Source organism: Citrobacter sp. Marseille-Q3906 (genome assembly GCF_916618775.1).
Taxonomy (GTDB): domain Bacteria; phylum Pseudomonadota; class Gammaproteobacteria; order Enterobacterales; family Enterobacteriaceae; genus Citrobacter; species Citrobacter murliniae.
Genome location: NZ_CAKAKA010000002.1, coordinates 2,092,191 through 2,108,433 on the forward strand (window position 1 = coordinate 2,092,191; position 16,243 = coordinate 2,108,433).

18 protein-coding genes and 1 riboswitch are annotated in these 16,243 nt (G+C 50.5%); of the genes, 16 read left to right on the top strand and 2 right to left on the bottom strand.

The features are described from left to right. Positions 1–48 precede the first annotated feature (48 nt). Positions 49–224, bottom strand: a riboswitch (cobalamin riboswitch). 335 nt (positions 225–559) lie between these two features. Further along, positions 560–1,471: a regulatory protein PocR gene (pocR, locus tag LG384_RS14310; RefSeq protein ID WP_045444480.1), complete on the bottom strand. Its 912-nt coding sequence runs from the start codon at positions 1,469–1,471 to the stop codon at positions 560–562. Between the two features lie 204 nt (positions 1,472–1,675). Beyond that, the gene (gene pduF, locus LG384_RS14315; RefSeq protein WP_045444483.1) at positions 1,676–2,485 is read right to left on the bottom strand and encodes a propanediol diffusion facilitator PduF; all 810 of its coding nucleotides are present in this window, start codon (positions 2,483–2,485) and stop codon (positions 1,676–1,678) included. Positions 2,486–3,009: 524 nt separating this feature from the next. Here pduF and pduA point away from each other — a divergent pair. From pduA to pduS, 16 genes are read left to right on the top strand one after another with little or no spacing between them, the layout of a single operon-like run. After that, a complete protein-coding gene (gene pduA / locus LG384_RS14320; protein WP_003030255.1) occupies positions 3,010–3,291 on the top strand; it encodes a propanediol utilization microcompartment protein PduA in 282 nt (93 codons plus the stop codon). Next, entirely contained in the window at positions 3,291–4,103 is an 813-nt protein-coding gene (gene pduB, locus LG384_RS14325; protein WP_045444488.1) for a propanediol utilization microcompartment protein PduB, read from the top strand. Before pduA ends, pduB begins: the two co-directional genes overlap by 1 nt. A gap of 18 nt (positions 4,104–4,121) precedes the next feature. Next, on the top strand, positions 4,122–5,786 hold the full coding sequence (pduC, locus tag LG384_RS14330; protein WP_045444491.1) for a propanediol dehydratase large subunit PduC: 1,665 nt from the start codon (positions 4,122–4,124) through the stop codon (positions 5,784–5,786). Between the two features lie 10 nt (positions 5,787–5,796). Beyond that, a complete protein-coding gene (gene pduD, locus LG384_RS14335) occupies positions 5,797–6,468 on the top strand; it encodes a propanediol dehydratase medium subunit PduD (RefSeq protein WP_045444495.1) in 672 nt (223 codons plus the stop codon). Between the two features lie 14 nt (positions 6,469–6,482). After that, entirely contained in the window at positions 6,483–7,001 is a 519-nt protein-coding gene (gene pduE / locus LG384_RS14340) for a propanediol dehydratase small subunit PduE (protein WP_045444498.1), read from the top strand. 15 nt (positions 7,002–7,016) lie between these two features. Then, positions 7,017–8,849, top strand: coding sequence for a diol dehydratase reactivase subunit alpha (locus LG384_RS14345; RefSeq protein ID WP_225761115.1), 1,833 nt, complete (start codon positions 7,017–7,019; stop codon positions 8,847–8,849). Next, a complete protein-coding gene (locus LG384_RS14350; protein ID WP_045444503.1) occupies positions 8,839–9,189 on the top strand; it encodes a glycerol dehydratase reactivase beta/small subunit family protein in 351 nt (116 codons plus the stop codon). The genes LG384_RS14345 and LG384_RS14350 overlap by 11 nt, the downstream gene beginning before the upstream one ends. Positions 9,190–9,208: 19 nt before the next feature. Beyond that, the gene (gene pduJ, locus LG384_RS14355; protein ID WP_001057752.1) at positions 9,209–9,484 is read left to right on the top strand and encodes a propanediol utilization microcompartment protein PduJ; all 276 of its coding nucleotides are present in this window, start codon (positions 9,209–9,211) and stop codon (positions 9,482–9,484) included. A gap of 22 nt (positions 9,485–9,506) precedes the next feature. After that, positions 9,507–9,971 (top strand): BMC domain-containing protein, encoded by a 465-nt coding sequence (locus LG384_RS14360; protein WP_200013252.1) that lies wholly within the window; start codon positions 9,507–9,509, stop codon positions 9,969–9,971. Further along, positions 9,971–10,603 carry a phosphate propanoyltransferase gene (locus LG384_RS14365; RefSeq protein ID WP_045444512.1) on the top strand — a complete coding sequence of 211 codons (633 nt, stop codon included), beginning with the start codon at positions 9,971–9,973 and terminating at the stop codon, positions 10,601–10,603. The genes LG384_RS14360 and LG384_RS14365 overlap by 1 nt, the downstream gene beginning before the upstream one ends. Further along, positions 10,600–11,091 (top strand): microcompartment protein PduM, encoded by a 492-nt coding sequence (gene pduM, locus LG384_RS14370; protein WP_225761116.1) that lies wholly within the window; start codon positions 10,600–10,602, stop codon positions 11,089–11,091. The genes LG384_RS14365 and pduM overlap by 4 nt, the downstream gene beginning before the upstream one ends. Before the next feature lie 3 nt (positions 11,092–11,094). Continuing rightward, positions 11,095–11,370: a EutN/CcmL family microcompartment protein gene (locus LG384_RS14375; RefSeq protein ID WP_225761117.1), complete on the top strand. Its 276-nt coding sequence runs from the start codon at positions 11,095–11,097 to the stop codon at positions 11,368–11,370. An 8-nt stretch (positions 11,371–11,378) separates the two neighbouring features. Then, positions 11,379–12,386, top strand: coding sequence for a two-domain cob(I)yrinic acid a,c-diamide adenosyltransferase PduO (gene pduO / locus LG384_RS14380; protein WP_225761118.1), 1,008 nt, complete (start codon positions 11,379–11,381; stop codon positions 12,384–12,386). Next, a complete protein-coding gene (pduP, locus tag LG384_RS14385) occupies positions 12,383–13,768 on the top strand; it encodes a CoA-acylating propionaldehyde dehydrogenase PduP (protein ID WP_045444533.1) in 1,386 nt (461 codons plus the stop codon). The genes pduO and pduP overlap by 4 nt, the downstream gene beginning before the upstream one ends. A gap of 10 nt (positions 13,769–13,778) precedes the next feature. Next, the gene (locus LG384_RS14390; protein ID WP_045444536.1) at positions 13,779–14,891 is read left to right on the top strand and encodes a 1-propanol dehydrogenase PduQ; all 1,113 of its coding nucleotides are present in this window, start codon (positions 13,779–13,781) and stop codon (positions 14,889–14,891) included. Continuing rightward, positions 14,888–16,243, top strand: a complete 1,356-nt coding sequence (pduS, locus tag LG384_RS14395) for a cobalamin reductase PduS (RefSeq protein WP_225761119.1) — start codon at positions 14,888–14,890, stop codon at positions 16,241–16,243. Before LG384_RS14390 ends, pduS begins: the two co-directional genes overlap by 4 nt.

The following is a 16,243-nucleotide window of genomic DNA, read 5'->3' on the forward strand; positions in this document are numbered from 1 at the left end:
CCAGTCTCTCGACTGTATGCATCTGCGCAACCCACTTCCCACCGAAGTTGTTGGTAGTCACTGACAGGCAGGTCTTCTGGCTTAGCGTCAATCTCACCCGTCCTTCCCAATCTTGCGATCAGTGGTCTATACGGGGTCGTCAGCATCACAGCAGCGGGGGCTGCGGGGGATTCTCACCCCCTTCCCTACCACAAACGTGGCAAACCTGTCAGCTCAGGAGCCTGTTCTAATTAAGCTCCGGACCATGAGATGAATTATCACACCTCATGACAAAATTTCATTTTAAATATTTTCTTGCGTTTACTTAGCCAATGTTATCTCTTCATTAAGCTTATTCTTATGCTTACATTCCAAATGAAAGCATCAATAAATAATAAAGAAAGTCATTCACCCAGACACTGTATCTCATCACAAAAATAAAAACTGGTGCAGTTTATCCTTCCAACGCTATTACTTTGTTGCGCTATGACAATTTATTGACTGCTATCTCTAATTTTCATTTTATAATGACGGACATACAATACGATATCAAAAATCGGCAATAGCAAATTATTGCTATTTATGCCGACTCGCCAGATGAAGCAACATTAATTTGTTGACGAAAAGCCTGTGGCGTAACCTGATAGGTCTGGCGGAATACTTTGCAAAAATAACTGGTTTGTGAAAAGCCTAAATTACGCGCAATGCTGGCGATGCTCCAGTCACTATGGCATAGCAACTCTTTAGCACTGGCCATTCGCTGTTGGTTTACCCAGGCATTAAATCCAATACCCTGATATTTTTTGAACAGCTTACTGAAATAGTACGGGCTCAGGTAAACATGAGAAGCCACATCCTCAAGGCGCAGCTCATCCGATAAATGAGCATCAATGTAGCGCAGCGCCTTTTTCATTTTGCTGTCATGAGGCGTCGGGCTACGACTCGTTTTTGCCGGCTCTGATTGCTGTGGGTTGTCTTTGATAACAACAAAATTCAGTTGTTTCTTAAGACAATTTTCGACGATAAGCTTCAGAAGATCCGCAGAAGCGATGACTCTTGAGTAATCCATTTCAGGAACATTGCGAAATTCACTGACCAGTTCCGGATCGGCTTGCCAGCGGTCGTCGACGTTCAAAATATCAACTAATCCAACATCATTGCTTAGACGAACCTGCCCGCACAAAACAAATCCAACCAGGTGGCCCGCGATCACTAAAGGAATCGAGAAATCGGTGAGTCCGGCATGGCAGCGGTAAATACAGGGTTGATCGGATTTTGATGCTTCGAGTCCTCCACAGCGATCGCTCATTCGGCAACGTGTGCTGTGCTGAGGATGCTGGCGCATCAACTGACAAAATGGGGTGAAATTAAATAACTCAGAAATTTCATCACCGTGAATATTGACAACCACAACAGCCAGACTGGTGGCTTGTGCAAAATCCTGTGCGATTTTATTAATGAGTTCTGAGTTCAGGGCGCTCGCAGAAATCATGATAAAACCTCTCAGTTAATTTATTGTTATAAATAAAACATGTTATTTACATCCACTTTTCATCTTGCTACCCGGAGCAAGATGAAAAAAGGTGTAATGGACCATAACAAAAGTCTCCCATTCTTGGGAGACTTTTTAACCGGTTCAGGAAACCGGATCACGAAATCAGTTTTTACATTTCATAAATAGGCATTTTCCGTGAAGCTAACCCTCATTATCCTCCAGCTTGCACGTATTACAGGGTAAATTTTTGCCAATGAAATAACGATAAATTGCTGCCCCGGCGCAGGCACCGATAATGGGAGCTACAATCGGTACGATGAAGTAGGGAATGTCACGTCCCCCCGTCATCGCAATATCGCCCCATCCGGCAAACCATGCGAAAAGTTTAGGGCCGAAATCACGAGCAGGGTTCATTGCGAATCCAGTGAGCGGACCGGTAGATGCGCCGATAACGGCAACCAGAATACCAATTAGCAGAGGTGCCAGTGGCCCTTTGGGAACACCGTTGCCATCATCGGTAAGCGCCATGATCATGCCCATCAGAATAGACGTAATCACCACCTCTACCAGTGCGGCCTGCCAGACACTCAGTGCAGCAGCGGGATACGTACTAAAAATACTGGCAAGCTGCAGGCTTTCCAGGCTGCCACGAACCATATGATTAGCCGTTTCAAACTCTACAAATAAACTTCCATACAGCAAATAGGCCAGTAACGCACCACCAAAGGCACCTGCCACCTGCGCTATGCTGTAGGGCAAAACTTTACGTCCTGGGAAACAAGCAAACAGCCATAAAGCAATAGTAATGGCAGGATTGAGATGCGCACCAGAAATCCCGGCGGTCAGGTAGACAGCAAGCGAGATCCCCAGACCCCATATGATGCATATCTCCCATAACCCCAAACTTGCACCGGCGACTTTCAGGGCGCTAAGACATCCAATACCAAAAAACAAAAACAGTCCGGTACCCAAAAACTCGGCAATGCATTGCGCTTTTAGAGAATCGTTCATTATGACACCTTCTAAGCAGAGTGCGTGTCTGTACCAGCAAACTCCTTGCTGGCAGTAGAATACATCGAGGCTTACTATAAAAAGCGTTGCCTACAAATTGTTGGCAACATCAGAACGATATGCTCTTAAAAATCGTGTTGCGATAACAAATTATTGCAATCACGTTTATTAAAACAAGCACGAAAGCGGGTTGAAATCCTAATAAAGTGACATTTTAAGAATGACAAAATATTGTTCAGGGCAGATTTCCGTTTTCAAACAAACATCACAATTCCATTTTTAGCGCATAGCAAAGGATATTTAATCTGTCACCACTAAAAATGTAAATCTGGAATTGACATAACCAAATTATCACATTAACAAAATCATTAATACTCAACAAAAACAATACCATATAATAAAAAATAGCAATTTTATATCACCCGAACCTCACTATTTTTTCACTCTCACTTTCAAGTCAGCCATTCTTTTTCCTCGCTTCTTTTTATAGTCATGAAAATCGGGACAACCCAGGCGAGGTCTTTATGCAACAAGAAGCGTTAGGAATGGTAGAAACCAAAGGCTTGACTGCGGCCATAGAGGCTGCAGACGCAATGGTGAAGTCAGCCAATGTGATGCTGGTCGGCTACGAAAAAATTGGTTCAGGGCTGGTAACCGTTATTGTTCGCGGCGATGTAGGCGCTGTAAAAGCTGCAACAGATGCTGGTGCAGCCGCCGCACGTAACGTGGGAGAAGTGAAAGCCGTACACGTGATCCCACGCCCTCATACCGATGTAGAAAAAATCTTACCGAAGGGAATTAGCTGATGAGCAGCAATGAACTGGTTGAACAGATCATGGCGCAGGTGATTGCTCGTGTGGCAACACCGGAGCAAAAGGCTACCCCTGAAAATAATCATCCAACACGAGAAACGGCTATGGCAGAGAAGAGCTGCAGTTTAACGGAATTTGTCGGCACGGCGATTGGCGATACCGTCGGTCTGGTGATCGCAAACGTAGACAGCGCCTTACTGGACGCGATGAAGCTTGAAAAACGCTATCGCTCCATTGGCATCCTTGGCGCACGAACAGGTGCTGGTCCACACATCATGGCCGCAGATGAAGCGGTAAAAGCAACAAATACTGAAGTCGTCAGTATTGAGCTTCCCCGTGATACCAAAGGCGGTGCGGGTCACGGCTCGCTGATTATCTTAGGCGGCAACGATGTTTCCGATGTGAAACGCGGAATCGAAGTCGCTCTGAAAGAGCTTGATCGCACATTTGGTGATGTCTACGGCAATGAAGCTGGGCACCTCGAGTTGCAATACACCGCGCGAGCCAGTTACGCGCTGGAAAAAGCCTTTGGGGCGCCAATTGGCCGTGCCTGTGGCGTTATCGTCGGCGCACCGGCATCCGTTGGTGTGCTGATGGCTGACACCGCACTGAAATCCGCCAACGTTGAAGTGGTGGCTTATAGCTCCCCTGCACATGGCACCAGTTTTAGTAATGAAGCCATTCTGGTCATTTCCGGTGACTCCGGCGCCGTGCGTCAGGCCGTCATCTCCGCCCGTGAAATCGGTAAAACCGTGCTGGCGACCCTCGGTTCTGAACCGAAAAACGATCGTCCGTCCTACATCTGATATCAGTGAGGCTGATTCATGAGATCGAAAAGATTTGAAGCACTGGCGAAGCGCCCTGTGAATCAGGACGGCTTTGTTAAGGAGTGGATCGAAGAAGGCTTCATTGCGATGGAAAGCCCGAACGACCCTAAACCGTCTATTAAAATCGTTAACGGCATGGTCACTGAACTGGATGGTAAAGCCGCCAGCGAATTTGACTTAATTGACCATTTTATTGCTCGCTACGGTATTAATCTGGCGCGCGCAGAAGAAGTGATGGCGATGGACTCAGTCAAACTCGCCAATATGCTTTGCGATCCCAATGTGAAGCGCAGGGACATAGTTCCGCTGACAACTGCGATGACTCCGGCAAAAATTGTCGAAGTGGTTTCACACATGAATGTCGTTGAGATGATGATGGCAATGCAGAAAATGCGTGCCCGTCGTACCCCTTCTCAGCAAGCGCATGTTACTAACGTAAAAGACAACCCAGTGCAGATTGCAGCGGATGCTGCAGAAGGCGCATGGCGTGGATTTGACGAACAGGAAACAACCGTTGCCGTAGCACGTTACGCTCCATTTAACGCTATTGCTCTGCTGGTAGGTTCGCAGGTTGGGCGTCCTGGCGTATTAACCCAGTGTTCACTGGAAGAAGCTACCGAACTGAAACTGGGCATGCTAGGCCACACCTGCTACGCAGAAACCATTTCTGTGTACGGTACTGAACCGGTATTTACCGACGGCGACGACACCCCATGGTCAAAAGGCTTCCTGGCCTCTTCTTACGCTTCTCGCGGTCTGAAAATGCGCTTTACCTCCGGTTCCGGCTCAGAAGTTCAGATGGGTTACGCCGAAGGCAAATCGATGCTTTACCTGGAAGCCCGCTGCATTTACATCACCAAAGCCGCTGGCGTGCAAGGGTTACAGAATGGCTCCGTCAGCTGCATCGGCGTCCCTTCCGCTGTACCGTCAGGTATCCGCGCGGTACTGGCCGAAAACCTGATCTGTTCTTCTCTGGATCTGGAGTGCGCTTCCAGTAACGACCAAACCTTTACTCACTCGGATATGCGTCGTACTGCTCGTCTGCTGATGCAATTCCTGCCAGGTACTGACTTCATCTCTTCCGGTTATTCTGCCGTTCCGAACTACGACAACATGTTTGCCGGTTCTAACGAAGATGCTGAGGACTTTGACGACTATAACGTTCTCCAGCGTGACCTGAAAGTGGACGGTGGACTGCGCCCTGTTCGTGAAGAAGACGTCATCGCCATTCGTAACAAAGCCGCCCGCGCACTGCAGGCCGTGTTTGCCGGAATGGGATTACCACCGATCACCGATGAAGAAGTTGAAGCTGCTACTTACGCCCACGGTTCGAAAGATATGCCAGAGCGTAACATTGTTGAAGACATCAAATTTGCACAAGAGATCATCAATAAAAACCGTAACGGCCTGGAAGTGGTGAAAGCCCTTGCCCAGGGAGGGTTTACTGATGTTGCTCAGGACATGCTCAACATCCAGAAAGCTAAGTTAACCGGAGATTATCTGCATACCTCCGCCATTATCGTCGGCGACGGACAAGTGCTATCTGCAGTCAATGACGTCAACGATTATGCCGGTCCGGCAACAGGTTATCGCCTGCAAGGCGAACGCTGGGAAGAAATTAAGAACATCCCCGGCGCACTTGATCCCAACGAGCTTGGCTAAGGGGTGAACAATGGAAATCAATGAAAAGCTGCTGCGCCAGATAATTGAAGATGTGCTGTCTGAAATGCAGACCAGCGATAAACCCGTCTCTTTTCGCGCGTCCACAACAGCAGTTGCACCACAAACAACGGCTCAAGGTGACAGCTTTCTGACCGAGATTGGCGAAGCCAAACAGGGCCAGCAACAAGATGAAGTGATTATTGCTGTTGGTCCGGCATTCGGTCTGTCTCAAACCGTCAATATCGTCGGCATACCACACAAGAATATCTTGCGTGAAGTGATCGCCGGTATTGAAGAGGAAGGCATTAAAGCACGTGTCATTCGCTGTTTTAAATCCTCCGATGTGGCGTTTGTCGCAGTAGAGGGCAACCGTCTGAGTGGTTCCGGTATTTCAATCGGTATCCAGTCAAAAGGCACTACGGTTATCCACCAGCAGGGATTACCGCCGCTTTCTAACCTGGAGTTATTCCCCCAGGCTCCGCTTCTGACACTGGAAACCTATCGTCAGATCGGTAAGAACGCTGCGCGATATGCCAAGCGTGAATCTCCGCAGCCGGTCCCTACGCTGAATGATCAGATGGCACGTCCGAAATACCAGGCGAAATCGGCCATTCTGCACATTAAAGAGACCAAATACGTCGTGACGGGCAAAAACCCGCAGGAACTGCGCGTTGCGCTTTGATAAAGGATAACTCCATGAATACCGACGCAATTGAATCGATGGTTCGGGATGTGTTGAGCCGAATGAACAGCCTGCAGGGAGAGACAACCACTCCTGCCACGGCCAGTTCATCAACTCATACCGCAAAAGTCACGGATTACCCTCTCGCGAATAAACATCCGGAGTGGGTAAAAACCGCCACAAACAAAACCCTGGATGACTTCACGCTCGAAAATGTGTTGAGCAACAAAGTCACGGCACAGGATATGCGTATCACACCTGAAACGCTGCGCATTCAGGCTGATATTGCCAAAGATGCCGGACGTGACCGGTTGGCGATGAACTTTGAGCGAGCTGCAGAACTAACCGCTGTACCTGACGACCGCATCCTTGAAATTTACAACGCGCTACGTCCATACCGCTCAACGAAAGACGAGCTAATGGCTATCGCAGACGATCTCGAAAACCGTTATCAGGCAAAGATCTGTGCAGCTTTCGTTCGTGAAGCGGCAGCACTGTATGTTGAGCGTAAAAAACTCAAAGGCGACGATTAATATCAGGAAAATACGATGCGATATATAGCTGGCATTGATATAGGCAACTCATCAACAGAAGTCGCTCTCGCCACTCTGGATGAGGCTGGCACGCTGAGCATTACCGGCAGCGCACTGGCAGAAACTACCGGAATTAAGGGCACATTACGTAATGTGTTTGGTATTCAGGAGGCGCTTACGCTTGCGGCAAAAAATGCAGGCATCAATGTCAGCGATATTTCGCTCATCCGTATTAACGAAGCCACTCCAGTCATAGGTGATGTGGCGATGGAAACGATCACCGAAACCATCATCACCGAATCGACCATGATCGGCCACAACCCCAAAACGCCTGGCGGCGTGGGGTTAGGTGTTGGCGTCACGATTACACCGGAAGACCTGTTAACCCGTCCGGCTGATATTCCTTACATCCTGGTGGTGTCATCAGCATTCGATTTCGCCGATGTCGCCAACATGATTAATGCCTCTGTTGGCGCAGGATATCAATTATCGGGCGTTATTTTGCAGCAGGACGATGGCGTTCTGGTCAGTAATCGCCTGAACAAACCGTTACCTATCGTTGATGAAGTGCTCTATATCGACCGTATCCCATTAGGGATGCTGGCCGCCATTGAGGTCGCCGTTCCAGGCAAGGTTATTGAGACACTTTCCAACCCATACGGCATTGCGACAGTTTTTAACCTCGACGCGAACGAGACCAAAAATATTGTCCCCATGGCACGCGCGCTGATTGGCAACCGCTCTGCTGTTGTGGTGAAAACACCTTCAGGTGATGTGAAAGCACGTGCAATTCCGGCCGGGAATATTGAACTCCAGTCACAGGGACGTACCGTTCGCGTCGACGTCGCCGCTGGTGCCGAAGCGATTATGAAAGCAGTTGGTGAATGTCCAAAGCTTGATAACGTTACCGGTGAAGCTGGAACAAATATTGGCGGCATGCTGGAGCACGTACGCCAGACCATGGCTGAATTAACCAACAAACCTAGCCATGAAATCTTCATTCAGGATTTGTTGGCTGTTGATACCTCAGTTCCCGTCAGCGTGACGGGCGGACTGGCCGGAGAGTTTTCGCTGGAGCAGGCAGTTGGAATTGCCTCAATGGTGAAATCAGATCGCCTGCAAATGGCGATGATTGCCCAGGAGATCACACAAAAGCTCAATATTGACGTCCAGGTTGGCGGTGCTGAAGCCGAAGCAGCTATTTTAGGTGCTCTCACTACGCCAGGCACCACCCGTCCGTTGGCCATTCTGGATCTCGGCGCGGGTTCTACAGACGCCTCCATTATTAATCCCAAAGGCGAAATTATTGCCACACATCTGGCGGGGGCAGGCGATATGGTCACGATGATTATTGCCCGCGAACTGGGGTTGGATGATCGATATCTCGCAGAAGAGATCAAAAAATACCCGCTGGCAAAAGTTGAGAGCTTGTTCCACCTTCGTCACGAAGATGGCAGTGTTCAGTTTTTCCCTACCCCCTTGCCACCAACAGTATTTGCACGCGTTTGTGTGGTGAAACCTGATGAACTGGTGCCATTACCAGGGGATCTGGCACTGGAAAAAGTCAGAGCTATTCGCCGCAGCGCGAAGGAGCGAGTCTTTGTCACTAATGCGCTGAGAGCGTTACGTCAGGTCAGCCCAACCGGCAACATTCGCGACATCCCCTTTGTGGTTCTGGTCGGAGGATCCTCTCTGGATTTTGAAGTACCACAACTGGTTACGGATGCGTTGGCGCACTATCGACTGGTAGCGGGTCGAGGCAACATCCGGGGTACTGAAGGTCCCCGCAATGCGGTCGCGACAGGGTTGATCCTCTCCTGGTACAAGGCGTTCGCTCATGGAAAGTAATCTCACCGCACCAGCTATCGTGATCTGCACCGTAGGGGACTGCACCTCACGCTGGAATGACGTATTGCTGGGTATTGAAGAGGAAGGGATCCCCTTTGTTATACGGGAAACCCATTCTACCGACATTATCCACAACGCATGGCTAGCTGCATGCCAATCGCCGTTGCTCGTCGGCATTGGATGCGATCAGGAAAAACTGGTTGTGCACTACAAAAACCTACCTACATCAGCACCACTTTTTACGCTGATGTATCAACAAAATAGCCACGATCGTCGGAGCATTGGTAACAACGCTGCGCGGCTGGTTAAAGGCATCCCTTTCAGGGAATGCCACTCATAACCCACAGGAGAAAAGCAGTATGAATAACGCACTGGGACTGGTTGAAACAAAAGGGCTTGTCGGCGCTATTGAAGCCGCTGATGCCATGGTGAAATCCGCAAACGTGCAGTTGGTTGGCTATGAAAAAATCGGCTCTGGCCTGATTACGGTCATGGTTCGTGGCGATGTTGGTGCGGTTAAAGCTGCAGTTGATGCAGGGAGTGCTGCAGCCAGTGCTGTTGGCGAGGTGAAATCCTGCCACGTTATCCCGCGTCCACACAGCGACGTTGAAGCTATTTTACCTAAGTCCGCGTAAGCCGTAGCAAAAGGAGCACAGCGTGAAGCAATCACTGGGATTACTTGAAGTTAGTGGTCTGGCGTTAGCCATCAGTTGCGCGGACGTCATGGCGAAAGCCGCATCCATCACGCTGGTGGGTCTCGAAAAAACCAACGGCTCAGGCTGGATGATGCTCAAAATCATCGGTGATGTGGCCTCCGTTCAGGCGGCCATTTCCACCGGTGCCAGCTTTGCAGATCTTCGGGATGGCCTGGTCGCTCACAGAGTCATTTCCAGACCTGGGGAAGGCATCCTTTCCCACAGTGTCATGACAGAGCCTGAGCCAGCCCCCGAGCCAACACCAGCCGTGGCGGAAGAAGAAGTAATTGTGGAAAACGTAATCTCCGAAGCCCCCCAAAATGCAGAGTTAATTAGCTGCAATCTGTGTCTTGACCCTGCCTGTTCGCGTCAAAAGGGAGAGCCTCGCTCACTTTGCCTGCACTCCGGCAAACGAGGTGAAGAATGATGGATAAACAGCTACTGGAAACAACCGTCAGCAAAGTACTGGATGAAATGCGCGAACGCCCTATTCCGCTAGGGATCTCTAATCGCCATATCCATCTTTGCGCTGCAGATTATGACCGCCTGTTCCCAAATCAGCCTATTAGCGAGAAAAAAGGGTTGTTACAGCCAGGGCAATACGCGGCAGACCAGACCGTAACGCTTGTGGGACCCAAAGGTCAGTTAAAAAATGTGCGTTTACTTGGGCCACTGCGTAGCACCAGCCAGGTCGAAATTTCACGCACTGACGCGCGCACGCTGGGTATAGCTGCGCCGCTACGCATGTCAGGCAATATCCAGGGTACGCCAGGCATTCGTCTTGTCAGCCCTTTTGCCGAACTGGACTTAGCATTCGGGGTAATTGTCGCCCAGCGCCATATTCATATGTCACCACTTGATGCGCTGATCCTGCGTGTCTCACATGGCGATAAAGTATCCGTGGCCATCAATGGCGACGAACGCAGACTTATTTTCGATAACGTCGCCGTTCGTGTTTCACCCGACATGCGTCTTGAGATGCATATCGATACTGATGAAGCCAATGCCGCGGGTGCTGATAATCCACAGGCATTTGCCACACTGGTGGCCTCACGATGAACAACGAACTGCTGCAACGCATCATTGAGGAGGTTGTTTCCCGATTAAAAAAACGCGCGGAAAGCACACTCTGCGTGAGCGTCGCGCAGTTACGGGAAGTTGATACCCGGACGGTATGTTGTCAGTACTCAAGGCTGCACATCCTGCAGGTAGATCTGCCTTTGCTGGCACAAATTGCTGAACACGACGCGTCCTGCGAGTCAGTAGTAACGATCCACGAAGCACTGGCCTGCGGAGTCCGCGTGAAGATATCACTGCAACATCGACTGTTACCGGCGATCCCCGTGAGGAAACTCGCCCGACTGCCGGTGGAATTCAGCGATGAGCACGGACAAAACATCATTCTGCATCCCGAAACACTTTTAAGTTATGCCGACGTAGCCCGGTTGAAGGATGGATTTCTGGTAATACGCCGTCGATGTGTCGTTACCGCATTGGCTCAGGAAGCAGCCAATACGCGGAATGTCCAATTAATTAAGCAGGAGTGAACCATGCATCTGGCACGAGTTACAGGCGTCGTGGTTTCCACGCAAAAGTCGCCATCACTGGTCGGAAAAAAACTTTTGCTGGTACGTCGGGTATGCGCCGATGGGGAACTTCCCGCCTCCCCTTTGAGCGGGGATGAAGTCGCGGTTGATTCTGTAGGTGCAGGAACCGGCGAACTGGTATTACTCAGCAGTGGTTCCAGTGCCAGACACGTTTTTTCCGGCCCAAATGAAGCTATCGATCTGGCCATTGTCGGCATTGTCGACACGCTTTCTCGATAGGAGGAACTATGGCGATTTATACCCGAACTGGCGATGCCGGTACCACAGCACTCTTTACCGGGCAGCGCGTCAGTAAAACGCATCCACGCGTTGAAGCATACGGTACGTTGGATGAACTCAATGCTGCGCTGAGTCTGTGCGTCTGCGCAGTGAAAAGCCAACAACACCGACTCTTACTTGAACAAATTCAAGTGCAGCTCTTTTGGTTTAGTGCGGAGCTTGCCAGCGAAAGCGAACAGCCGACGCCAGAACAGCGTTACATCAGCTCGGAAGAAATTGCGGCCCTGGAAGCCGCTATCGATACCGCTATGGGGCGAATCCCCCCCCTGCATAGTTTTATTTTACCGGGCCGCTGCGAAGCTGCGAGCCGTCTACACCTTGCCCGTACGCTTACCCGCCGTGCAGAAAGACGGCTTGTCGAACTCTCAGCAGATGTCTCGATCAGACATGTGCTGATGCGGTATATCAATCGCCTGTCCGACTGCTTATATGCACTCGCTCGTGCCGAAGATCATGACGCCCATCAGGCAGACATCATTCGGAAAGTGACTGAACGCTATCTGGCTACAACCCAAACAATAACCACAAATGAGTCTGCGATGTCTTTATCTTTCCAGGAACTTCATCAACTGACTCGAGCCGCGGTAACACGGGCAGATGAACTCAAAGTCCCTGTCGTTATCAGCATAGTTGATCCTAACGGAACACAAACGGTGACCTGGCGCATGCCCGATGCATTGCTCGTGAGTAGCGAACTTGCACCGAAAAAAGCCTGGACCGCTGTTGCGATGAAAACCGCCACTCATGAACTGAGTTCTGCGGTACAACCGGGAGCCGCACTTTACGGTCTGGAAAGCCATATGCAGGGAAAAGTCGTCACTTTTGGTGGCGGCTACGCACTATGGCGTGAAGGTTTACTACTTGGGGGTCTTGGCATCAGCGGAGGAAGCGTTGAGCAGGATATGGACATTGCAGAAACTGCCATTGCGGCGATTAACGTGAGAACACATCAATGAATACGTCAGAACTTGAAATCCTTATCCGCAACATTCTGAGTGAGCAACTCGCACCGGCAAAAACAGAAATAAAAGGAAACGGTATTTTCCCGTCCGTCGGTGAAGCGATAGATGCTGCTCATCAGGCCTTTTTGCGTTATCAGCAATGCCCACTGAAAACCCGTAGCGCCATCATTAATGCACTACGGGAAGAACTGACACCTCATCTTGGTTCGCTGGCGGCAGAGAGCGCGGCAGAAACGGGGATGGGCAACAAAGAGGATAAATTCCTCAAAAACAAGGCGGCGCTGGACAACACCCCAGGCATCGAAGATCTAACGACAACGGCCCTGACCGGTGACGGTGGCATGGTGTTATTTGAATATTCCCCGTTTGGCGTAATTGGCTCAGTCGCCCCCAGCACCAACCCAACGGAAACCATTATTAACAACAGCATCAGTATGCTGGCCGCAGGAAACAGCGTTTATTTCAGTCCGCACCCGGGCGCTAAAATGGTCTCACTTAAGCTGATTGCCATGATTGAGGATATTGCGTTTCGCTGTTGCGGGATTCGGAATCTTGTCGTCACGGTCACAGAACCTACTTTTGAAGCTACCCAGCAGATGATGGCCCATCCTAAAATCGCAGTGCTGGCGATCACCGGTGGCCCTGGCATTGTTGCTATGGGCATGAAAAGTGGGAAAAAAGTTATTGGTGCAGGTGCGGGTAATCCTCCATGTATCGTTGATGAAACCGCCGATCTGGTGAAAGCAGCGGAAGATATCATCAACGGCGCATCCTTTGATTACAACCTGCCCTGCATTGCAGAGAAAAGCCTGATTGTTGTTGATGCTGTTGCCGAACGGCTGGTTCAGCAAATGCAGTCTTTTGGTGCGGTGCTTCTGAACTGCGAAGAGATCGACAAATTACGCGCCGCCTGTCTGCCTGAAGGGATAGCCAATAAGAAACTCGTAGGGAAAAGTCCCGCAACATTACTGGAAGCTGCGGGTATACCGGTTCCGGCAAAAGCACCCCGCCTGTTGATTGGTATCGTCAGCGCTGACGATCCGTGGGTCACCAGCGAGCAATTGATGCCAATGCTGCCAATCGTGACGGTAAATGATTTTGACAGTGCGTTAACGTTAGCCCTGAAAGTTGAAGAGGGACTGCATCACACTGCCATTATGCACTCACAGAATGTTTCACGTTTGAATCTTGCCGCCCGCACGCTTCAGACATCTATTTTTGTGAAAAATGGCCCCTCTTACGCCGGAATTGGCGTGGGTGGTGAAGGCTTCACGACCTTCACTATCGCCACACCGACCGGTGAAGGAACAACGTCTGCGCGAACTTTCGCACGCTCTCGTCGTTGTGTGCTGACAAACGGTTTTTCAATCCGCTAACGAGGCCGTAATGAATAGCTTTTCACTACAAACCCGATTGTACAGCGGCCAGGGAAGTCTGGAAGTGCTCAAGCGCTTCACAAATAAGCATATCTGGATTATCTGCGACGGTTTTCTGGCGCGCTCACCTTTGATTGACAAGCTGAGGAGTGCCCTGCCAGCGGATAATCGCATCAGCGTTTTCAGCGACATCACTCCCGATCCAACCATCGGTACGGTAGTTCAGGGGATTGCGCAAATGCACTCCCTGCAACCGGATGTTGTTATCGGCTTTGGTGGAGGCTCAGCGCTTGATGCAGCAAAAGCTATCGTCTGGTTCAGCCGACAGTTTGGCATCGAAATAGAAACCTGTGTGGCTATTCCAACCACCAGCGGCACAGGTTCTGAAGTGACCAGCGCTTGTGTGATTAGCGATCCGGATAAAGGTATTAAATATCCATTATTTAATAATGCTCTGTATCCAGATATGGCGGTACTTGATCCGACCCTGGTCGTCAGCGTGCCGCCAGCCATCACTGCAAATACCGGGATGGACGTACTGACGCACGCGCTGGAAGCTTATGTTTCAACGAAGGCCAGCGACTTCACCGATGCTCTCGCAGAAAAGGCGGCACAAATCGTCTTCCAGTATCTGCCCGTCGCGGTCAGTAAAGGCGATTGTCTGGCAACACGAGGAAAAATGCACAACGCCTCGACGCTTGCCGGAATGGCTTTTAGCCAGGCAGGACTCGGGATTAATCATGCGATAGCCCATCAGTTAGGCGGTCAGTTTCATCTGCCTCACGGCCTTGCCAATGCGCTAATACTGACTCCGGTCATTCAGTTTAACGCTCGTGATCCACGGGCAGCAAAGCGATACGCCCGATTTGCGAAAGCCTGTCACCTGTGCCCGGATAATGCTAACGATACAGCGGCACTCAATGCGCTAATTCATCATATTGAGCTGCTCAAAAAACAGTGTGCGTTACCCTCTTTTATTGACGCGCTTAAAGACGGAAAGCAAACCTGGTCACAGCGAATACCGTTGATGGTTCAGGCCGCGCTGGCTGATGTCACGCTGCAAACTAATCCTCGCGTAGCCAACGCCAGTGCCATCCAGGAACTGCTTGAGGAATTATTATGAATACAGCCATGACGGCAGAACCCACTCTTTATGATGCGCAAACGATACGCGATCGCGTTCGTACTGCGGGTGTGGTGGGAGCCGGAGGCGCAGGGTTTCCTGCGCACGTCAAACTCCAGGCTCAGGTTGATACGTTTCTGGTGAATGCAGCAGAGTGCGAGCCAATGCTGAAAGTTGATCAGCAATTAATGGCTCTGCAGGCGGCCCGACTGGTCCGTGGCGTACAGTATGCTATGAAAGCCACAGGGGCCAGTGCAGGCATAATTGCTCTTAAAGAAAAGTATCAGAAAGCTATCAAAGCCTTAACACCTCTCCTACCTGCTGATATCCGGTTACACATGTTGCCTGATGTTTATCCGGCTGGTGACGAAGTTCTGACGATATGGATGGCAACCGGACGACGAGTCCCCCCTGCCGCATTGCCAGTCAGCGTCGGTGTAGTCGTCAATAACGTCCAGACCGTACTTAACATCGCCAGAGCCGTCGAGCAACAGTATCCCGTTACGCGTCGTACGCTGACCGTCAACGGTGCTGTAGCCAGGCCCGTAACCATGACGGTCCCTATCGGAATGTCTTTACGTGAAGTACTGGCCCTGGCTGGCGGATCCACCGTCGATGACCCTGGATTCATCAACGGTGGCCCCATGATGGGTAGCCTGATTACCTCCCTGGATACGCCGGTGAGCAAAACGACAGGCGGCCTGTTGGTTCTGCCAAAATCCCATGCGCTTATTCAACGGCGAATGCAGGATGAACGTACCGTACTTTCGGTGGCAAAAACCGTTTGTGAACAGTGCCGTTTGTGTACGGATCTGTGCCCAAGACATTTGATCGGCCATGAACTATCGCCTCATCTACTGGTCCGCGCGGTTAACTATCAGCAGGCCGCTACACCGCAATTGCTGCTCACTGCCCTGACCTGCTCAGAATGCAACGTCTGCGAAAGCGTTGCATGTCCGGTAGGCATCTCACCGATGCGTATTAATCGCATGCTTAAACGTGAGCTGCGTGCGCTAAACCATCGTTATGAAGGGCCACTCAACCCTGCTGATGAAATGGCGAAGTATCGCCTCATCCCGGTTACACGACTCATTACCAAACTGGGTCTAAGTGACTGGTACCACGACGCACCGTTAGCACCGACAGATTATTCAACAGATACAACGACGTTGCTGCTACGCCAACATATTGGTGCCAGCGCCATCCCTTGTGTGCAAAAAGGGGAACGAGTTGTTCGTGGCCAGTGTGTTGCCGATGTGCCAGCAGACACATTAGGCGCCCCTGTTCACGCCAGTATTGACGGTATTGTCAGCGAGATAACTGATCAATCCATCACGGTAATTAGAGGTTAA

What these genes read in the sequence shown, in the direction of transcription:
- pocR (WP_045444480.1), bottom strand. Translation starts at nt 1,471, where the DNA reads ATGATTTCTGCGAGCGCCCTGAACTCAGAACTCATTAATAAAATCGCA.
- pduF (WP_045444483.1), bottom strand. Translation starts at nt 2,485, where the DNA reads ATGAACGATTCTCTAAAAGCGCAATGCATTGCCGAGTTTTTGGGTACC.
- pduA (WP_003030255.1), top strand. Translation starts at nt 3,010, where the DNA reads ATGCAACAAGAAGCGTTAGGAATGGTAGAAACCAAAGGCTTGACTGCG.
- pduB (WP_045444488.1), top strand. Translation starts at nt 3,291, where the DNA reads ATGAGCAGCAATGAACTGGTTGAACAGATCATGGCGCAGGTGATTGCT.
- pduC (WP_045444491.1), top strand. Translation starts at nt 4,122, where the DNA reads ATGAGATCGAAAAGATTTGAAGCACTGGCGAAGCGCCCTGTGAATCAG.
- pduD (WP_045444495.1), top strand. Translation starts at nt 5,797, where the DNA reads ATGGAAATCAATGAAAAGCTGCTGCGCCAGATAATTGAAGATGTGCTG.
- pduE (WP_045444498.1), top strand. Translation starts at nt 6,483, where the DNA reads ATGAATACCGACGCAATTGAATCGATGGTTCGGGATGTGTTGAGCCGA.
- LG384_RS14345 (WP_225761115.1), top strand. Translation starts at nt 7,017, where the DNA reads ATGCGATATATAGCTGGCATTGATATAGGCAACTCATCAACAGAAGTC.
- LG384_RS14350 (WP_045444503.1), top strand. Translation starts at nt 8,839, where the DNA reads ATGGAAAGTAATCTCACCGCACCAGCTATCGTGATCTGCACCGTAGGG.
- pduJ (WP_001057752.1), top strand. Translation starts at nt 9,209, where the DNA reads ATGAATAACGCACTGGGACTGGTTGAAACAAAAGGGCTTGTCGGCGCT.
- LG384_RS14365 (WP_045444512.1), top strand. Translation starts at nt 9,971, where the DNA reads ATGGATAAACAGCTACTGGAAACAACCGTCAGCAAAGTACTGGATGAA.
- pduM (WP_225761116.1), top strand. Translation starts at nt 10,600, where the DNA reads ATGAACAACGAACTGCTGCAACGCATCATTGAGGAGGTTGTTTCCCGA.
- LG384_RS14375 (WP_225761117.1), top strand. Translation starts at nt 11,095, where the DNA reads ATGCATCTGGCACGAGTTACAGGCGTCGTGGTTTCCACGCAAAAGTCG.
- pduO (WP_225761118.1), top strand. Translation starts at nt 11,379, where the DNA reads ATGGCGATTTATACCCGAACTGGCGATGCCGGTACCACAGCACTCTTT.
- pduP (WP_045444533.1), top strand. Translation starts at nt 12,383, where the DNA reads ATGAATACGTCAGAACTTGAAATCCTTATCCGCAACATTCTGAGTGAG.
- LG384_RS14390 (WP_045444536.1), top strand. Translation starts at nt 13,779, where the DNA reads ATGAATAGCTTTTCACTACAAACCCGATTGTACAGCGGCCAGGGAAGT.
- pduS (WP_225761119.1), top strand. Translation starts at nt 14,888, where the DNA reads ATGAATACAGCCATGACGGCAGAACCCACTCTTTATGATGCGCAAACG.